Origin of the sequence: Paenibacillus sp. 1-18 (assembly GCF_000520755.1) — a bacterium.
Taxonomy (GTDB): domain Bacteria; phylum Bacillota; class Bacilli; order Paenibacillales; family Paenibacillaceae; genus Paenibacillus; species Paenibacillus brasilensis.
In genome coordinates this window covers 1-18331 of sequence record NZ_ASSB01000065.1, presented here as the reverse complement: position 1 = coordinate 18331, position 18331 = coordinate 1, and the positions used below count along the sequence as shown (strand labels likewise).

At 47.8% G+C, this 18331-nt stretch carries 18 protein-coding genes and 2 pseudogenes; 11 read left to right on the top strand and 9 right to left on the bottom strand.

What is annotated here, in order from left to right; genetic code table 11:
• Positions 1-83 precede the first annotated feature (83 nt).
• Positions 84-950 carry a malonyl-ACP O-methyltransferase BioC gene (bioC, locus tag L693_RS0104135; RefSeq protein ID WP_025716182.1) on the top strand — a complete coding sequence of 289 codons (867 nt, stop codon included), beginning with the start codon at positions 84-86 and terminating at the stop codon, positions 948-950.
• 66 nt (positions 951-1016) lie between these two features.
• Here the strand turns inward: bioC and L693_RS0104130 are convergent, their stop codons facing one another.
• From L693_RS0104130 to L693_RS32285, 3 genes and pseudogenes are all read right to left on the bottom strand, one after another.
• On the bottom strand, positions 1017-2222 hold the full coding sequence (locus tag L693_RS0104130) for an MFS transporter (protein WP_025716181.1): 1206 nt from the start codon (positions 2220-2222) through the stop codon (positions 1017-1019).
• Between the two features lie 163 nt (positions 2223-2385).
• Positions 2386-2904 carry a GyrI-like domain-containing protein gene (locus L693_RS0104125; protein WP_025716180.1) on the bottom strand — a complete coding sequence of 173 codons (519 nt, stop codon included), beginning with the start codon at positions 2902-2904 and terminating at the stop codon, positions 2386-2388.
• A gap of 47 nt (positions 2905-2951) precedes the next feature.
• Positions 2952-3080, bottom strand: a pseudogene (locus L693_RS32285) (AAA family ATPase); the annotation flags it as partial.
• A 351-nt stretch (positions 3081-3431) separates the two neighbouring features.
• Here L693_RS32285 and mprF point away from each other — a divergent pair.
• A complete protein-coding gene (mprF, locus tag L693_RS0104115) occupies positions 3432-6074 on the top strand; it encodes a bifunctional lysylphosphatidylglycerol flippase/synthetase MprF (RefSeq protein WP_025716179.1) in 2643 nt (880 codons plus the stop codon).
• 96 nt (positions 6075-6170) lie between these two features.
• On the opposite strand, the gene L693_RS0104110 is transcribed toward mprF, so the two are convergent.
• Entirely contained in the window at positions 6171-6797 is a 627-nt protein-coding gene (locus L693_RS0104110) for a nitroreductase family protein (RefSeq protein WP_025716178.1), read from the bottom strand.
• 236 nt (positions 6798-7033) lie between these two features.
• Here L693_RS0104110 and L693_RS0104105 point away from each other — a divergent pair, with 236 nt between their 5' ends.
• Together L693_RS0104105 and L693_RS0104100 are read left to right on the top strand one after the other, a co-directional pair.
• Positions 7034-7510 (top strand): disulfide oxidoreductase, encoded by a 477-nt coding sequence (locus tag L693_RS0104105; RefSeq protein WP_025716177.1) that lies wholly within the window; start codon positions 7034-7036, stop codon positions 7508-7510.
• A gap of 166 nt (positions 7511-7676) precedes the next feature.
• Positions 7677-8162, top strand: a complete 486-nt coding sequence (locus tag L693_RS0104100) for a CcdC family protein (protein ID WP_025716176.1) — start codon at positions 7677-7679, stop codon at positions 8160-8162.
• A 232-nt stretch (positions 8163-8394) separates the two neighbouring features.
• Here the strand turns inward: L693_RS0104100 and map are convergent, their stop codons facing one another.
• Positions 8395-9141 (bottom strand): type I methionyl aminopeptidase, encoded by a 747-nt coding sequence (map, locus tag L693_RS0104095; RefSeq protein ID WP_025716175.1) that lies wholly within the window; start codon positions 9139-9141, stop codon positions 8395-8397.
• Positions 9142-9333: 192 nt separating this feature from the next.
• Between map and L693_RS0104090 the strand changes: the two genes are divergently transcribed.
• The 4 genes and pseudogenes from L693_RS0104090 to L693_RS28785 all read left to right on the top strand — a co-directional run bounded on the left by L693_RS0104090 (position 9334) and on the right by L693_RS28785 (position 13406).
• A complete protein-coding gene (locus L693_RS0104090) occupies positions 9334-10029 on the top strand; it encodes a GntR family transcriptional regulator (protein WP_025716174.1) in 696 nt (231 codons plus the stop codon).
• 134 nt (positions 10030-10163) lie between these two features.
• Positions 10164-11524, top strand: a pseudogene (locus L693_RS0104085) (GntP family permease).
• Positions 11525-11565: 41 nt separating this feature from the next.
• The gene (gene gntK / locus L693_RS0104080) at positions 11566-13107 is read left to right on the top strand and encodes a gluconokinase (protein ID WP_025716173.1); all 1542 of its coding nucleotides are present in this window, start codon (positions 11566-11568) and stop codon (positions 13105-13107) included.
• A 119-nt stretch (positions 13108-13226) separates the two neighbouring features.
• The gene (locus L693_RS28785) at positions 13227-13406 is read left to right on the top strand and encodes a hypothetical protein (protein ID WP_081752078.1); all 180 of its coding nucleotides are present in this window, start codon (positions 13227-13229) and stop codon (positions 13404-13406) included.
• A 116-nt stretch (positions 13407-13522) separates the two neighbouring features.
• Here the strand turns inward: L693_RS28785 and L693_RS31000 are convergent, their stop codons facing one another.
• The 3 genes from L693_RS31000 to L693_RS0104065 form a co-directional block, all read right to left on the bottom strand.
• Entirely contained in the window at positions 13523-13642 is a 120-nt protein-coding gene (locus L693_RS31000) for a YjcZ family sporulation protein (RefSeq protein WP_208811826.1), read from the bottom strand.
• A gap of 179 nt (positions 13643-13821) precedes the next feature.
• Entirely contained in the window at positions 13822-14178 is a 357-nt protein-coding gene (locus tag L693_RS0104070; protein ID WP_231503517.1) for a protein kinase domain-containing protein, read from the bottom strand.
• A gap of 157 nt (positions 14179-14335) precedes the next feature.
• Complete coding sequence (locus L693_RS0104065) at positions 14336-15157, bottom strand: MerR family transcriptional regulator (protein ID WP_025716172.1); 822 nt, start codon at positions 15155-15157, stop codon at positions 14336-14338.
• A 535-nt stretch (positions 15158-15692) separates the two neighbouring features.
• On the opposite strand from L693_RS0104065, the gene L693_RS0104060 reads away from it, so the two are divergent.
• The 3 genes from L693_RS0104060 (at position 15693) to L693_RS0104050 (ending at position 17749) form a co-directional block, all read left to right on the top strand.
• Positions 15693-16649: an L-lactate dehydrogenase gene (locus L693_RS0104060; protein ID WP_025716171.1), complete on the top strand. Its 957-nt coding sequence runs from the start codon at positions 15693-15695 to the stop codon at positions 16647-16649.
• Positions 16650-16853: 204 nt separating this feature from the next.
• Positions 16854-17483 carry a hypothetical protein gene (locus L693_RS0104055; protein ID WP_155983762.1) on the top strand — a complete coding sequence of 210 codons (630 nt, stop codon included), beginning with the start codon at positions 16854-16856 and terminating at the stop codon, positions 17481-17483.
• A complete protein-coding gene (locus L693_RS0104050; RefSeq protein ID WP_025716169.1) occupies positions 17480-17749 on the top strand; it encodes a hypothetical protein in 270 nt (89 codons plus the stop codon). The genes L693_RS0104055 and L693_RS0104050 overlap by 4 nt, the downstream gene beginning before the upstream one ends.
• 114 nt (positions 17750-17863) lie before the next feature.
• Here L693_RS0104050 and L693_RS0104045 read toward each other — a convergent pair.
• A partial coding sequence (locus L693_RS0104045; protein WP_025716168.1) for an ABC transporter permease occupies positions 17864-18331 on the bottom strand: 468 nt, incomplete at its 5' end.

Sequence of the window (18331 nt, the reverse complement as noted above, 5' to 3'; positions counted from 1 at the left end):
TTTTTTAGCCATACCCGATAGCGGACATGCTCCGTTTTTGGGAAGGGAGGCACTTATGGCTGAATCCATTAGGAGTTGGTGGCATGACCAGTAGAAAAACAGCTATTGCACGGCAATTTAACCGCAGCGCGTCAGGGTTGTATGATACTCATGCCCATGTGCAGCGCACCATGGCGGACAAGCTTTCAGAATTTCTTATACAACAGACCAATGCTGAGGATCCCAACAAACGCAGCATGCTTGAGATCGGATGTGGCACCGGTATTCTAACTGAAATTTTGGTGAACAGATGGCCACACTCGTCTATTACTGCGCTGGATATTGCGCCTGCAATGATTCTGGCCGCTGAACAGCGTGTGCTAGGCGCTGCAAACCCTGGAGGCTCAAATGATAGGCCATCATCTGATATTCATTTTTTGCTTGCCGATGTCGAAATATGGGCGGCTAACACTCCTGCCTCTTCGTTCGATCTCATCGTTTCCAGCGCTTGTTTCCAATGGTTGAGCCAGCCGCAGCAAACACTGAATTACCTTTACCGACTGCTTCGCCCCGGAGGGATACTCGCATTCGCGACCTTCGGACCTGGTACCTTCCACGAGTTGCATACAGCTTTTGAAGAAGTTTACCGTGCTGAAGATATGGAGCCCCAGAGGCACGGACTCTCGTTTCAATCTGCAAATCAATGGAAAGATTCATTAACAACAGCCGGTTTCTCCGATATTCAATATAAATGTATGCTGTTAACGGAAGAATACCCTTCACCAAGGGATTTTCTATTATCTGTAAAATCACTCGGAGCTAGCACTTCAGAAGCCGCTATTTCTCGTAATCTCGGATCACGGCGTCTGTTCACCAGCCTGTATAAAGAGTATGAAAATCGTTTCAGCACGCCGGAAGGTGTTGCAGCGACTTATGATATTGTATTTATACAGGCATCAACAACTGAATGATCTTTACGGATACAAATCAAAAAAACAGGACGTTTCGTTCAAGAAACGTCCTGTTTTTCAATCATACTACACCGCTGTGGTTTGTGTGCCTCTGCTGTTCCATTTTACAGCCAGCCCCAAGCTAAGAAGGAGAATGGCCGCCCCGAAAATGTACGGCAAATTGATTTGCACCTGGAACAGCGTACCCGCCAGCGCAGGCCCCAGAATATTACCGACACTCATATAGGCATTATTCATCCCGGCTGCAACGCCCTGCTCATCTCCCGCCATTTTGGATAAAGCGGTATTAATGGCTGGTCGCAGTAGCGACGTGGCGGTAAAGAAAATGAGTGATACCCCGAGTACATAATAAAAGTTACCAGAGAACAGCATTAGCACAAGGGAAATTGCAGAAAATAGAAAGGAGCCGATAATCACACCTTTTTCGCCAAAACGATTCAACATCGGACTGATGACCACAGCCTGAATCACGGTTCCGACCAGTGCGCCTACCGTAATGATGGTGGCAATATCACCCTCATTATAATGAAACTTGCCCGTTACGAAGAATGGGAACATCGTTTCAAAATGCGTCAGCCCAAACGTAAGCGTGAATATCATAATCAGTAGTATAAAATACGGCTTGCGAAAAGAAAGTGCAAACTGCTTAATCACATTATCGCGCTTGACCTTAACATTCCTAAATTTCAACTGCTTCTCCAACGACAAGGTTTCAGGCAGCAAAATCAATGAGATCAGCGCAGCCAAGCCCGATACGCCAGCCGAAACATACAAGGGCGTACGCATCGAGGTATGCGCCAAAAAGCCGCCCAAACCAGGACCGATAACAAAGCCAAGAGACATGGCAGCGCCCAGCAAGCCCATTCCTCTACCACGATTGTGCACCGTTGTAATGTCGGCAATATAAGCCATCATCGGAGGAATCATAAAGGCAGCTCCCGCTCCTCCCAGCAACCGGGAAATATACAGCATCGTTAACGAGTGTCCAATGGCAAACAATACAGAAGACACCGTCATGATTACCAAACCGGTAATAATCATTTTTTTACGTCCGTATTTATCGGACCATTCTCCAGCTAACGGTGAAAACAGAAACTGGGTCAAGCCAAACACGGCAACCAGGTAGCCTCCCGTTTCGCCACTGCCTCCCAGGGAATTCATAAATTTGGGAAGGATCGGAATAATTAGACCGATTCCCAGCATGGCAATAAACATATTAATCATCAAGATGACCAGCGGTCCCATTTTCAACTGTTGTTGTGAATCTGACATGTTGCGTTTCGTCCTCCTCAGCTACTTCATTAAAACTCTTCATTATATTAAAAGAGTGAGAGACAAATAACAATCATAAAATACTTCCGTTAACCCTGAATGTTTCCTTTGACAGGACAGCAAAAAGAAACATTCATGGAAAGAACGGGATTTAACCACCCTTTTATTTTGGCATAATCGCGATCGCAATATCATAATCAAATCTCTGAATTTCCTCAAATGGGATATCAAAGGGATTTACAGGCTTCAGCCGATTCATCTCCATCCAATAAGCCCCCTCCACTGTATTACGCTCATATCCATTACGATCCAGCCAGGCAAACAGGTCATCATAAATGGTACTCAGTCGTTCCCGATCCCCCTGAAAACGAGTTACCGCATACACCTGCTCAGGTATCTCGATACGTTCGAGCGTACCTGGAATTGCATGCCAAGAGGATACTTTTACTCCCACCTTGAGCGTGATATTTCCGTTCTCCTCGGCCACTGTCCATTGCGGGGAGAGTACATAGCCAATGTCGGCATCCAAACGCTCAGGGTGAATCTCCGGAACCATCCTTTGTACCTGCTGCCACTGCTTGCGTACCTCATCACCCAGCTCGGTAAAAGGGGCCTGTGCGGCCAGAGTCGCCACCCTGAAAGCTGGTATCCGTCGAATATCCACATTAAAATTTGACCTCATCCTGTTTCCTCCTTATCAAGCGGATGCTACTCAGGTAACCTCGTTCCTTATTGAGGATCATCGAATAGCTCATGCAGCATTTTTTCCTTGTTGTTCAGAAATTGCTTCATAATGATGAAATGATCGGTTTCCTCCAGCGTCCGGGTTTCGATTCCTTCATGTGTCAGATGATACAGTGCCACCCTCCGGATTAAATCCCCACGCAACCGCGATTGCCTCCATAAGCGTCGATTTACCTACACCGTTTTCTCCGATGATATAGGAGCTCCAATCGACGTATAAAAAGATTGCGATCCCATATACTCATGTCCGGTTCAGCTCCATTGCCAAGAAATTTACTAGGTATTCCATCATTATATTGGAATTATTTACAGCTATCAATCTGAAATCCCATTTTCGTAACCCTTCTGTTGTTATTCAAGCGTTAATTATAGGTATAATATATATATTCCGTTTTTTGGGCATGAAATCTCCGTGCTTCATAACTGTGGATGATGTATCTCATTATTTTTCAGGCAGGTGAATCTATGAATTCAAATCGCAAATCAATCCAATCCTTTAAAATCGTACAGTTCATGATAACCATCTACAGGCAGCGAATGACGCGTATTTTGCTACCGCTGGCTGTACTGGCTTTTATTATATGGGAGGCTGGACGAGAGCTGAAAGGCTTCAATCTGGCACGGATGCTTCATGAGCTGCGGCGAATGGATGCCACATTTCTCATCGAGATTGGCTTGTTCTCACTGGTAGCGGTGGCGGCCATGAGCGCATACGATTACGTGATCAGGCATCATTTTAAGTTTCAGATTAAGCCTGGAATAACATTCCGGTATGCCTGGATCTCCAATACCTTCAATAATGTCTTTGGCTTTGCCGGCTTTACAGGTGCGGGACTTCGCACTATGCTGTACAAAAAAAACGGCGTGCCGCTGGGTGTCATCACCTCTGCGGTTGTGTTCCTTTCGCCTGTGGTCATTACCGGATTGTCTTTGCTGGCTTGGGGAGCCATCGTCCATCTATATCCGGTACAGCCCGTGCTGGATGCTCATCCGTGGCTTTATTGGGCGTTATGGGGAATGGCATTGTATCTGCCGTTATTTTTGGTCATGCAACGATCCAAACGGTACGGAAAATGGTTCAACAAGGGAGAGGGTCAGCTGGCCTGGTCCACAATCTCCGCCTCCATTGGCGCTTCGCTGCTGGAATGGCTGCTGGCCGGTCTTACCTTTGCATGGATTGGCTCACACTTGCTGCATGAGCTGCCGATTAATGCCGTGTTCGGCATTTATGTGATTGCCGCGATTGCCGGACTCATCAGTCTTGCACCCGGAGGGGTCGGCGCTTTCGACATCATTGCCCTGCTCGGACTGCAATTGGCGGGCGCCAATTCAGATCGAGCACTGGCTGTGCTACTGGTTTTCCGCGTCTTTTATTTCATCATTCCGTGGCTGATCGGCTTGGTCTTAGCCGCTCTGGAGATGATTCCGCGCAACGAGCGCCTGAGCCAGTTGGCTGAAACAGGCTGGGATTACTCTCTTAATGCCTGGCAGAAGGTCTGGGGCTGGCCCGGCCAGTTCCGGTTTTTGGCCGATCTGGGAGTATGGGCGCTGGGCAAGCTGGTACTCATCTCCGGCGTTGTGCTCCTTTTGTCTGCGGCTACGCCCGGCCTGTTATATCGGCTCCGTTTTGCCGAGCATTTGCTCAGCCTGCCTGTCATGCGCTTATCGCACGAAATCTCGGTCATCATCGGGATTATGCTTGTCGTGCTGTCCCACGGAATCTCTCTGCGTATTCGCAGAGCATTGCGATTGACGTTGATACTACTGCTAGCGGGCGCAATTTTCACCTTTATCAAAGGTCTGGATTTTGAAGAAGCCTTGTTCCTGCTGTTCGTGGCGTTAATGCTGTGGATTTCGCGTTCACGGTTTTATCGGGTCAGTGCACCCCTGAATCGTCACAACATTTTAATATGGGGCGGACTCTCTCTGCTCGTAACCGGGGCTTATTTTATGATTGGGGCAGGCTCCAATACTCCGTTTATGCGCCATCTGCACGCCAAGGTTCATCTGGATTTTTTTATGAATCGTAGCGATTACGGAGTTACTGCCGTGTTTAGTTTGATTTTGGCATGGGTGTTCCTGACGGTGTATTTCTTCCTCAGACCACAACGTGTAATCGGTAATCTCCCCGACGCACGGGAGCTCGACAAGCTAAAGGAGTTTTTGGAACGGCAGGGCGGTAACCTCGTTTCTCATATGCTTTTTCTCGGTGATAAGTATCTGTATTGGACCAAGGACGAGCAAGTCGTTATTCCCTATGCTCGTAGCCGGGACAAGCTGATTGTATTGGGCGACCCGCTTGGTTCAAAAGAACGTGTGAATGAAGCGATTCAGGAATTTCAACGCTTCGCAGACCGGTATGCGTTGACGGCTGTATTTTACCAGGCATCACCGGAGTATTTGTCCATCTATCACGAGAACGGCTATCGCTTTTTCAAGCTGGGCGAGGAAGCGTTGGTACCACTGGAATCCTTTACACTGACAGGCAAAAGCAATCAGGCTCTGCGCAGCGCCAAAAACCGCTTTGACCGCGAGGGCTACTCGTTTGAAATCATCCAGCCGCCTCTGGAACCGTCACTCATTGAGGAATTGCGTCATATATCAAATATCTGGCTGGACGGACGCAAGGAGAAGGGGTATTCACTCGGCTGGTTCAAAGAGTCTTATCTTCAGCTAGCACCGATTGCACTATTAAAGGACTCTGAAGGAAAGGTCATTGCCTTCGCTACCATGGCCCCTGCCTATGATCACGGACAGACGGTTTCCATTGATCTGATGCGCCACCTGCCTGACACGCCGAATGGCACGATGGACTACTTATTCACACGGGTTATTGAGTGGGCCAAGGAGAGCGGGTATATGACATTTAATTTGGGCATGGCACCGCTGTCTCAGGTAGGACAAAGTGAAAAGGCACTACGCGAGGAAAAGCTGGCCCGGCTCGTGTTTCAATATGGGGGGCATTTTTACGGCTTTCAGGGGCTGCGGCGCTTTAAAGATAAGTTCAAGCCGCAGTGGGAGCCACGCTATTTGGCCTATCCGGCTTCTGTCTTTCTGCCTATTCTGACGCTGGAGCTGGTATATCTCGTGTCCAAGCGTTCGGACTAAGCGAAAGCATTCATGACCATAGCAAACCGGACATAATAAAGGGTGCTCCCCAACCACGATGGTTGCAGGAACACCCTTTTGATTTAGAAAGGCTTCTTAGAAGCTGCCTTTTACAACAACTTCAGACAATGGGAAACGCCCTGATGGACGAGCTGGCACTTGTGCCTTACCTACGCTAATAAGCAGGGTTGGCAGGTAACGCGCAGGAATATTGAATTGCTCGATTAGCTGTGCAGGAATAAAGCCGCCCATAGCGCAAGTGTCATAGCCCAGAGATTTAGCAGCCAGCATAATGTTTTGTGCCGCAAAAGCAGAGTTCAGGATTGCTGCATCGCGAGCGACTTGCGGATTTTGGTACGCACCGTTGATTTGCCCTACCAAAGCATCACGAATTTCTGCTGGCAATGTGCCTGCTTCTACCGCTTGGTCATAAATGACTGCGTTACGGTTCGCTTCCAAATCACCCAAAACGGCAATCGTTACGGAGCTTTCCACAACTTGACCTTGGTTGTAGGCGATAGGCAGCAGCTTTTGCTTATCTGCTTCACTGTCGATCACGAGGAATTTCCAATGTTGAAGGTTCCAAGCGGAAGGAGCTTCTATCGCCGCAGTCAAAATGGCCTCCAGATCTTCCTCTGGCAATTTAAAATCCTTCACATAGCTTTTCACCGCGTGTCTTTCACTAATAACAGAAAGTGTTTCATTTTTTTTGGAAATCGACATTCTGGGCACACTCCTAATGTTCTCATAGTATATATCTGACTTGAATCCTCATTAACTTCCCAAACTACTGCAATTATAAAAATGATAGTGGATGATGTCAATATGTTTAAGTATGACCCTGCACTCAAAATACAGTACAATACGAATAAGACATTCATATCGGCAGATCCCCGCCGATCGGACAAGACATGATGAGTTCATTTTGTTCTCATTTGAATGAAAAAAGGAGCGTTACTATGATTGGATCGTTTAAAAAAACGGATATTGCTCTGTTTGCCGCCTGGGTTGTAGCTTGTGTGGCTACATTAGGCAGTCTGTATCTCAGTGAGATTTTGGGATATGAGCCTTGTAAGCTGTGCTGGTTTCAGCGCATTCTGATGTATCCCTTGACCCTCTTGCTCGGAATCGCTTATTTTCGGGGAGATACGGGAATACGTCGTTATGTCATGCCGCTGGCTATCATTGGAGGCGCCATTTCGGCCTATCATTTTACAATTCAGCGTATCCATGCAGCTGCCAAAGCAGCTGCGCAAGCTTCAACCTCCTGCGGCATAGTATCCTGTGAACAGGATTATCTGAACTGGTTAGATTTTATCACCATTCCCTTTCTTGCCCTTATTGCCTTTATCCTTATTATTGCAGCCATGGGTTATATGATGCGCCAGGAGAAAAAATCAGCTCTGGGAGAGGTACAAGCAAAGGAGCTCGCATAAGCATAATAAAGACCCGATTATAGGGCCGGGTTTCACCTTGAGGCGTATAATCCGCTTGTCGGAGGAAAGACTGTAACTAAATATATCCATGACATATGTGCTATAATGATAGCGGTTTGCAGTCTGTCCAACAACGCTTACATTCCTTATAGAGGGGGCCTAGTTCATGGTTCATATCAGCACCCCAATTCTGCAATATGGCGCGACCTTCGGCATGATTTTGATCGCGGTTTCGGCTATTTTTATCCGCATGAAGACAGGTCATCGCCCTGTTAACGCTAAAAAGATTATCATACCTCCGCTTGGCATGAGCACCGGTTTTATGATGTTTGTCGTGCCGGAGGTACGGGTTCCCTTGCTTTGGGCGCTGGGCGCTTTTCTGATCGGCTGGTTTATTTTTTCCTATCCACTGATCCGCAGCACCAGATTTGAGCTGCAAGAAGGGCAGGTTTTTGTGCAACGCTCACGCACCTTCTTTTTTATCCTGATCAGCCTGCTGATCGTCCGACTGCTGCTGCATGAGTTTATTCAGCGTTATATTACCATTCCACAGACAGCAGGACTATTTTTCATACTAGCCTTCGGAACCTTGCTGCACTGGCGGCTGCGTATGTATTTTCAATATCGCGAATTCTTTCCGAGCGAGGCGTAGGCCTGCATCTGACCTACAGATTCTTGCATGCATCATGGCAGGTGGCTGTATAGACCCAAAAGACACGCTCTCCCAGCAGGAGTCGTGTCTTTTGGGTCTTTTGGTTTAGTTGGGTCATTTACTATATTATGCTAAAAAGAGACTGTCCTCTGGACAGCCTCCTCTAATTTCTGTAATATGTCCAGCTCATTCAAGCCGTTAATCTGTACGCAACCCGGTTGCTGTCTGCTTCTTATTGCTGGGTCAAAATGATCGGGCCATCCGCGGTAATGGCCAGCGTGTGCTCGTATTGCGCCGACAAGCCGCCGTCCAGCGTACGTGCAGTCCAGCCGTCCGCATCAATTTTACTGCGGTAGGTGCCTGTGTTGAGCATCGGCTCAATCGTAATGACCATGCCTTCTTTCAGACGCGGCCCGCGATGCGGTGGTCCATAATGCGGAACCTGCGGTTGCTCATGCATTTCTTGTCCGATGCCGTGACCGATGAATTCGCGTACGACCGAGAAGCCCTCCGCCTCTGCATAGGTTTGAATTGCATGCGAAATATCCCCGATCCGATTACCGATAACGGCCTGCTCGATCCCTTTGTACAGAGATTCCTTGGTGACGTCCAGCAGCTTTTGTGCCTCCTCAGACACATTACCTACTGCATACGACCAAGCGGAATCTGCCAGCCAGCCGTTCAGGTTCACAACCATGTCGATGGTCACGATGTCCCCGTCCTTCAGCGGCGTCTTGTTCGGAAAGCCATGGCAAATCACATCGTTAGGTGATCCGCAGGTTGCAAACTGGTAGCCGTTGTAGCCCTTTTGCTCTGGCGTTGCCCCATGCTTTTTCATGAACGATTCCGCGAAGGCGTCAATTTCCAGTGTTGTAATACCCGGCTTGATCATTTTGGCAATTTCCCGGTGACAAGCAGCCAAAATCTCGCCAGCTTTTTTCATATTTTCAATTTGTTCTTTGGTTTTAATGATAATCATTAAACGGTCTCCTTCTTTTCCGTGTTCGTTCTACTTTTCACTGTGTCCTTTTGCTGCTTCTATTGTAACGCTAAAAGCAGCGAAATGGAACCGATGTCAATTGATATCGTTTACAAGTATCTTAAATTGGGTATATAATACCCGTAACTTGTATACAAGTATGCAAAATCATTTCCAAGATAGGAGTATCCTATGAAATATCCAACAACCTGGTTACAGGGTGCGTCACTTGGGGAAAGGATTGCTTGTGAACTCCGGCTCCAGATTATACGCGGCATACAGCTCCCCGAGACCGTGCTGTCTGAGAACCAGACTGCTGCCGATTTTGGCACAAGTCGTTCTCCAGTACGCGAAGCCTTGAAGGTACTTGCGGGTGAAGGGCTTCTCCGTCTGGAGCGCATGGGAGCGATTGTCATCGGTATGACCCCGGCTGATATGGAGGAGCTGTTCGACGTAAGAAAGCTGATTGAGCATTTTGTTGTTCGAAGGTATGTACATAGCGACAATACCGGATTGGTGACCGCTTTAAACCGGATGATTGACAAAATGGAAGTCGCTCTCAAGCACAGAGATGTCGTCGAGTTTTCTCTTCAGGACTTTAATTTCCATGAAGCCTTGGTTCTGGAGGCAGGCCATACCCGTATTCTTCATACCTGGAATGGAATGAGACAGTTAATCCTGACAGTCATGCTGGCTGCCACAGAACAACGCTTTGCGTCCAACATCGAAGAATCCCAAGTTACGATTCACAAGCATCGCACCTTTGCAAACGCTTTAAATCAAGGAAACACGCAGGAATTATTCGAGTTTATTGAGGATCATTATCGGGACACCCGCAACGCGGTTAACGACAGCGTGCTGTCTTCCTATCACAAGGCACGGTCCTAGTCTGCAACATGCTGACAAAGAGCCTGTGTACCGCGCTTTAAGCATTTTTCCAGCCAGCGCGGTCCTTCTTCTAATTGAAGTTGTCGACAAGTATACATCTATCTGCACATGAATGAATAAGGGGGCATTACTTCATGAACACACTATTCGGCTTGAGCCATAACGTTTCACTGCTCATATGGGCGCTAGTTACTGTCATTCTTTTGATTTTGCTGATTGCCAAATTCAAATGGAATCCCTTCGTTTCACTGCTGCTCTCCGCCGTATTTCTCGGGCTGGTTAACGGGATGCCAGGACATGAAGTCACTGCCTCTATCACCAAGGGACTGGGCAGCACGCTCGGCTCCATTGCCATCGTCATCGGACTTGGCACCATGCTTGGCAAAATGATGGCAGAATCCGGCGGTGCCGAGCGCATCGCAACTACACTGATGGAACGTTTTGGTGAAAAACGCGTCCATTGGGCTATGTCATTGTAGGGGTTATTGTGGGGATTCCGGTATTTTTCGAGGTCGGCATCATTTTATTAATTCCGATTCTATTCACGGTCGCCCGGAAAATGAATATGTCTCTATTGAAGATCGGCATTCCAATGCTGGCAGGGCTATCGACGGTACATGGTCTTTTGCCCCCTCATCCGGCTCCGATGATCGCAATTGAAGCCTTCAACGCCAATATCGGACGCACGATAGGATATGCACTTATCGTCGGTATTCCGTCCGCCATTATTGCAGGCCCGGTCTTCGGCGCATGGATTGGCAAAAGAATCATGGTCAGACCTTCCGAGAAGCTGGATGAGCAGTTCAGAAATACGACCGCACGGTCGTTGCCGCCTTTTTGGATTACGCTGTTTACCATTTTGTTGCCTGTTATTCTCATGCTAAGCGGATCGGTAGCTGAAATCGTGGACCCAGCCAATACACATGCGGTTACTGTATTTTTCAAATTTATTGGTGATGAAGTGATGGCGCTGCTGATTGCGGCTGTATTCTCTTTCTTCTCGCTTGGGTATGCACGAGGCTTGAATAAAGAGGATTTAGCCCGTTTTACCAGCGAATGCCTGGCCCCTACAGCCTCCATCATCTTGATTATCGGCAGCGGCGGCGCATTTAAAACCGTGCTGATTGACAGCGGCGTGGGTCAGGCCATAGCTGCAGTCGCTACAGGAGCGCATATGAACGTAATTGTATTTGCTTTTCTGGTCGCTGCGCTCATTCGTGTGGCCACCGGGTCCGCAACGGTCGCGATGACGACAGGCTCCGGTATTGTCGCACCTGTACTAGCACTCACCCCCGGCGCGAATGTCGAGCTGGTCGTCCTGGCTACCGGGGCTGGATCGCTCATCCTGTCTCATGTGAATGATGCCGGCTTTTGGATGATCAAGGAATTTTTTAATATGACCGTTCCGCAGACTCTAAAATCATGGACCGTTATGGAAACCATCCTCTCCCTGGTCGCTTTCGGTTTGATTATGCTGCTGAGTGTGTTAATTTAACGTTAATAGCTAATAACGGTTAAGTGAAGGGGAGATTGACTATGACAGACACCCGATACATGATCGGCGTCGATATCGGTACGACCAGTACCAAAGCAGTGCTTTTTGAAGAAAACGGCAAAATTGCCGCCCAGCATCATGTAGGCTATCCACTGCATACGCCTGAGCCCGATGCAGCGGAACAGGACCCGGAGGATATTTTCAATGCCGTCGTTACAACGGTGCAAGAGGTCATGAAGCAAAGCGGAGTGCCAGCCGAGCATGTACTCTTCGTCTCCTTCAGCTCAGCCATGCACAGCGTACTGGCGGTGAACAAGAACGGCAAGCCGTTGACCGCCTCCATCACTTGGGCAGATAACCGCAGCGCCAAATGGGCTGAAGCGCTCAAGCATAAGTACAACGGACACGACATTTACTTGCGCACCGGGACGCCCGTTCATCCCATGTCACCGCTGACGAAGCTGATGTGGATTACACGGGATTTACCGGAAATTGCAGCTCAAACGTACAAATTCATCTCCATCAAAGAATATGTATTCGCCCGGTTATTCCAGCAATATGTTGTGGATCATTCGATTGCATCCGCTACGGGTCTCATGAATTTGCAACAGCTGGATTGGGACGAGGAAGCGCTGCGCATTGCAGGTGTAACGAAAGAACAGCTATCTGAGCTGGTGCCGACGACTCATGTGCTGCAAGGGCTGGACAAGAGCTATGCCCAGGACATGGGCCTACTCGAAACGACTCCTTTTGTTATCGGGGCCAGTGACGGTGTCTTGTCCAACCTCGGTGTTAATGCAATCAAACCGGGGGTTGTGGCTGTCACAATCGGCACCAGCGGGGCCATCCGTACCGTAGTTGATCAGCCGCTTACCGATGCCAAGGGACGTTTCTTCTGTTACGCATTGACCGAAAAGCTATGGGTAATCGGTGGCCCGGTGAACAATGGCGGGATTGTGTTCCGCTGGATTCGGGATGAATTTGCAGCCTCCGAGGTGGAGACTGCCAAACGATTGGGGATCGATCCGTACCACGTGCTGACCCAAATCGCGGAGCAGGTAAGTCCCGGCTCGGACGGCCTGCTTTTCCTCCCGTATTTATCCGGTGAACGTGCACCTCTGTGGGACCCGAATGCACGCGGCTCTTTCTTCGGCCTATCCCTGCGCCACAAAAAAGAGCATATGATTCGCGCCGCACTGGAAGGCGTATTGTTCAACCTGTACACGGTCATGCTCGCTATGGAAGAGGTCATCGGCAGGCCGTCGGTCATTCATGCTACTGGCGGATTTGCACGCTCAGAGCTGTGGCGTCAGCTCATGGCGGATATTTTCGATCAGGAGGTCATTATCCCCGAAAGTCTGGAAAGCTCCTGTCTGGGCGCTGCTATTCTGGGCTTATATGCACTGGGACGGATTGATTCACTGAATGCAGTCGCCGATATGATCGGCACCACTCACCAGCATCAACCTGTGGCAGAGCATGTAGATATTTACCGCGATTTACTGCCGATTTATATCCGCATCTCGCGTAAGTTTGAAGAAGAGTTCAAGGATATTGCGGAGTTTCAGGCCAAGTCCCTATAAGACTTAAATTAATGGAACTTGTTACAGCATTGTGGCGTATTACCGTTTCATACGAACCTGACTATGTCAGTTAATGATATAAAAAATCAGCTGGACAGGATCAGAAGGAGGATTAGACGATGCTCAGAAAAATACTGCACCGCCTGTTACATTCCACCTCTCATTCTCATAAGCGGCGATACAGCAGCTCAGATCGTTATTACGACCAGAGACGCCATTCTTCATCAGACGGTTACAGAAACAGCCATAACGGTCACCGATATTACAAGGACAAGCGCCGTCACTACTCCAGCTCCTAGCCAAGTAACAAAAAGCGAAGACCCTTCTCAACACGGGCCTTCGCTTTATTGTTATACGTCCTTCGTTATGCAGGACAACATCTGTGCATTTTAAAGGAAATCGGCTATGGCCGAAATTACAGAAACAGGGTTTTGGATATAATCACCAGCAAAATGAACAGAACCAGAATTGCTCCTACAGAGGTCCAGGCTCCTACGCCGTAATGCATACCGCCTACTCCACACATATGACTCATTTACAACACTCCTTTCGCTCATTTACAGGATCATTGTATGTAGACCTGGTCAAATGCGTAAGTGGGCATCCCCCCATTTTTACGGCGAATGCCCGGCTATCTTTATGGAATGGTATTACGGATTAACCTCAAGCTGCAGCAATGCTTCCTCCAGCTCCAGTATAAATTGCCGGCTATGCTCATACCGCTTCAAATATAAGCTCCTCTAGCGTCCTGCCCGAGATATATTCCATGACCAAGTACATTCCGTTCGGATGCTCTACCCTTTCGAGCAGCTTCGGGATATAGGGATGGTCCATCTGCTGCATGATATCGGCCTCACGCTGCAGCAGGTGAACTGCCTGCGCCCGCTTGCTCGGTCTGGGCAGCTTAACGGCTACCTCCTGCCCACTCTGTCCGTCCTGACAGAGATAGGTCAGACCATAGCTGCCCATACCCAGCAGTGAATGAATATGATACCGTCCGTTGAGTATATCACCAGGCTGTTTTGGGTAGTCGATCCATGATTGATAAGCGTTTCGCAACCAAGCCAACATGATCCTGTCCTTTCCTATACATGCTGCGGCAAAGCTCTCCATGCAACCTGTCCTCTGGCTCTTTGTTTTTGCTTTACTACTATTATATCATTACAAAAAAAGACCATCAGGGCCGAGAAGGCCTGATGGTCTTTTCAGGAAAACAGGAAAATGAAAGTTATGCCTCTCTACGTCTGCGCGGCGCCAACCCCAGCCAGGATAGCAGTGAACTGCGTGATTTGCGCTGTCTGCCCTGATAGGTGCGCAAATTGGTGATTAGCAGTCGATCCCGTTCCTCGTCGGCCCGTTCTTTCATCCAGCGTTTTTGATCCTCCAGCTGGTTAGAAAGGCTAATATTTTTTTCCACCAAACGGCTATGCTCCGCTTCCAGCTCTTCCAAGCGACTTCGCATCTCCAGCAAAGCACTTTGTACCATATCCTGCATCTGCGTTAATTCTTGTGGTTCCATGGGCTCCAGCGTTTGTACTGATACGGGGGCTTGTTCCAATCTATGCTCAATAGTTTGCGCCAACGTCTGAAAAGGCTCCTGCGCTTGTCGCTGCACCAGTTCCTCTGACAGCTCCTGCACATTGATTTCCTCCTGTAAGCCTGCCGACTCCAGGGTAGCATTGGCTTGCGCCTCTACCATATACGAATCTCTATCCTCAGCCGCCGCCAATATCTCCTCCCAGGTTGCAGTCAATGATTCCGCATCCGAGACAGGCGGCAAACGGAATTCTTCTTCCACGACTGGGAATGGTGCGGTCACCCTTTCAAGTACCGCCTGTACTGCCTGGTCCATCGTCATATGATCTTTACGCAGCGCTTTTCGCATCACCCTTAAGCACTCTACATCTTCTGGACTGAACATTCTCGACTGATTCGCGGAACGCTGAAACACATAACCCTGCTCCTCCAGCGCTGCCGCATATTTACGAAGGGTACTTGCCCCGATTCCCAACTGTCTGGCCGCTTCCATCGTCGATTTGCTTTCTTCCATTGATCATTACCTCCCCGGATGGTATGGAAAGAAATAAGCTTGTATATGTACAATTCGCGGAATCAAATGGAAACCCTTTGGCAAAAAAGTTCTAATATTGCGGACTGCTAGGAACCTTTGTCATCACCAACGACTTTTAAAAAATGCAAAAAAACGACACGGCGGCGCCGCTTTGATTCTATGCAATTTTAGAGCGTTTTCAAAACGTCACGTAAATGTCATACTTCCAGTGTTTCCATGGCATTATTCCTCCCATTAAAACAATGTATTTTTTAATTTATATAAATATTGCTTTAAAAAGGGATTGAACCGGCTTAGCCTGTATTCCAGCGAAAACGTCCTTTAATTCACGCTTATGCTACGCTCATCATAAAAAAGCAGCTCTATTTACAGTTGTTTTTTCATTTTGCAGCATGAAGGCAAAACAATGGATATTTTCAAAAAATCAGCAATATGTTATGTTATGTAACGTAAAATGGATTTCAGGCATAATTTGTAGCATATTAACGTTCACTGGAACGAGGAGGAAACATAAATGAAGGGGAAGGCAAGGAAAGTAGCGATTGTCGGCGCGGGAATGGTCGGTTCGAGCTGTGCCTACTCAATGGTTAACCAGTCTATTTGTGACGAAATCATGATGATTGACCGCACATATGACCGGGCCTTGGCGCATGCGCTCGATCTATCCCATTGTATGGATTTTACGTCCACACGTACAAAGGTACATGCGGGAACCTATGCGGATTGCACGGATATGGATGTTGTGATTATAACAGCCGGGGCCAATCCGAAGCCCGGTCAAGATCGCTTGTCTGTATTGGACAACGCAGTGATCATCACTCGGGAGATTGTAACATCTATTATGGAGAGTGGCTTCGACGGTATTTTCGTCATTGCAGCTAATCCTGTCGACATTGTGACCTATCTGGTGCAGAGCATTTCCGGCCTACCGCGCAACAAGGTGATCGGCACAGGGACCTCTATTGACTCATCCCGTCTCAAGACGCTACTTTCTGAAGTGTTTTCCATAGATCCACGCAGCGTGCAGGGATACGCCCTTGGCGAGCATGGCGATTCCCAATTCGTCGCCTGGTCACACGTCACCATAGGCGGGGAGCCACTCTTGCACATTCTGCGTCAGCACAAAGAGCGATTCAGCCACGTGGATCTGGACGACATTGCCCGGAAAACGAAGGATGCAGGTTGGGAAATCTACACCCGCAAAGGCGCTACTTATTTTGGCATAGCTAATGCGCTCGCCTACATTACCCGTTCCATTTTGAATGATGACAGTAAAATCATAGCAGTTTCCGCCGTATTGGACGGTGAATACGGGCACAGCGATGTCTGCACAGGCGTTCCGGCAATCATCGGCAGCAGAGGAATTCAGGAGATCATCGAGCTGGAGCTAAGCCCGGAAGAGCAAGCCAAGTTCGACGCCTCCTGCCGTTTCATCAGCGATAATATTCGCGCCCTGCCAGGGCGTGTGTAAAAACGTGCATTACACCGGACTGAATGCTCTTCAATCCGGTGTAACCATTTCATAAATTCCACCCTCTCAAAGTACAACAAGGACAGAGCAATCGGTACTTCTTTCATCAAAAGCAGCGGAGACTATTTATTTTTCACTATGAATGTGGGTACCAATCCACAATACTCCCCCAAGGTATATTCTAATGAGTTGGTATATTCAAAGATGGGTGAATCTGCACTTCATCACGTCATGTTGCCAGGATATTTCCAATCCGTTGTAGAAAAAGAAAATAAAGCTTATGTATTATACATAGACGGGAATGGAGAAAACGTTGGTATTTATGTGATAGATCTAAACACAAATCGTTTGCTTCATAATTATTCTATTCAAAATCACAAGTCTCAGGAACGGGCATATTATCCGGTCGGGCAAAATAACGGATCATCCCTTCTATGGTTTCATAATCGTCTAATCATCATGTTGGATGGAAATCGTCCGGGCATTCAGGATCGGCCGATCATTCAAATTTTAAATCCCTCTGATGGCTCCTTAGATAAAGAAATTTCTATTTCTAACGAATCATTTTCCCTGTATGATACTGCATTACACAATGGAAATTTGTATGTTATATCAAATAATGGTGAAATAATGGCTTATGATTCTTCCTTAAAGAACGTAAAAAAAATCCAATTAAAACAAAACAAAGAGTTTATTCAGAAAAAGGAGACTGACAGAGGATATATATCGAGTACAAGAATTTCGGGGAATTCTATTGATATACTCTATGACTTTGTTAAAAAATTAGCTAGCTACCAAATTACTATACTCCCTTCAAACGAGGTGTTAATATGATTTATTGGTTTTTTCATCAACTGAACCCTCTTGTCCCCACACTGCTCATTTGCCCCCTAATCGCCATTATAATAGGGATTATTTGTTCATTTCTTCATTTTAGGATTCTGCTGGGTGTAGGCATCGCTATTGTGCTTCCTCTCCTGTTTATCACGACAAATATAGACACCTTTAAATCCAATTTGGACGCATGGGCGATGTATGGTATTATCTATGCCCTGATTACCTATGCTTCATTTAGAATAACTTCACGAGCTAGACGTTGAATCAGCTCTATATACCCATTCTGAGACGTGACCCGGAATGAATGAAAATAATAAAACAGAAAACAGATCGAGGCAAGCTTCATGTACCAGCAAGCTTACCTCCTATATCTCACTCTATATCTCTTTATAACGAAACACCGTCAGGCCCGCAAACAAAAACACGACAAAGCTACCCAGTACAACCGTCATTAGTGTATCGGCTGGTACCATGAACGCCCCGAAGTTTTCTCTTCCGCTCGGCATCATCGCCAGTAAGGGCTGTACCCACGGATAATACGGAGCGTAGGTCTGGGAGTTGGCGATGAGAATATTCGGCACGGTAAAGACGAAATTCAAAGCAAGCGGTGCAGCAAAGCTGGACCACAGGAAGGACACCATGAGCTGCAGCGCAGCCAGCGGCAGGCAGGCAACCCAGCCTGCGAGCAGACTTTGGGCGATCACGGCCCAAGGGATCGGTCCATTCATATCCTGCACAGCTCCAACACCCAGCAGTGCTCCGCCGAACAATAGCTGGGTCAATCCGACCAAGGCCATAATGATCGTCAGCTTGGCCGCGTACAGGCTGGTGCGGGACAATGGCAA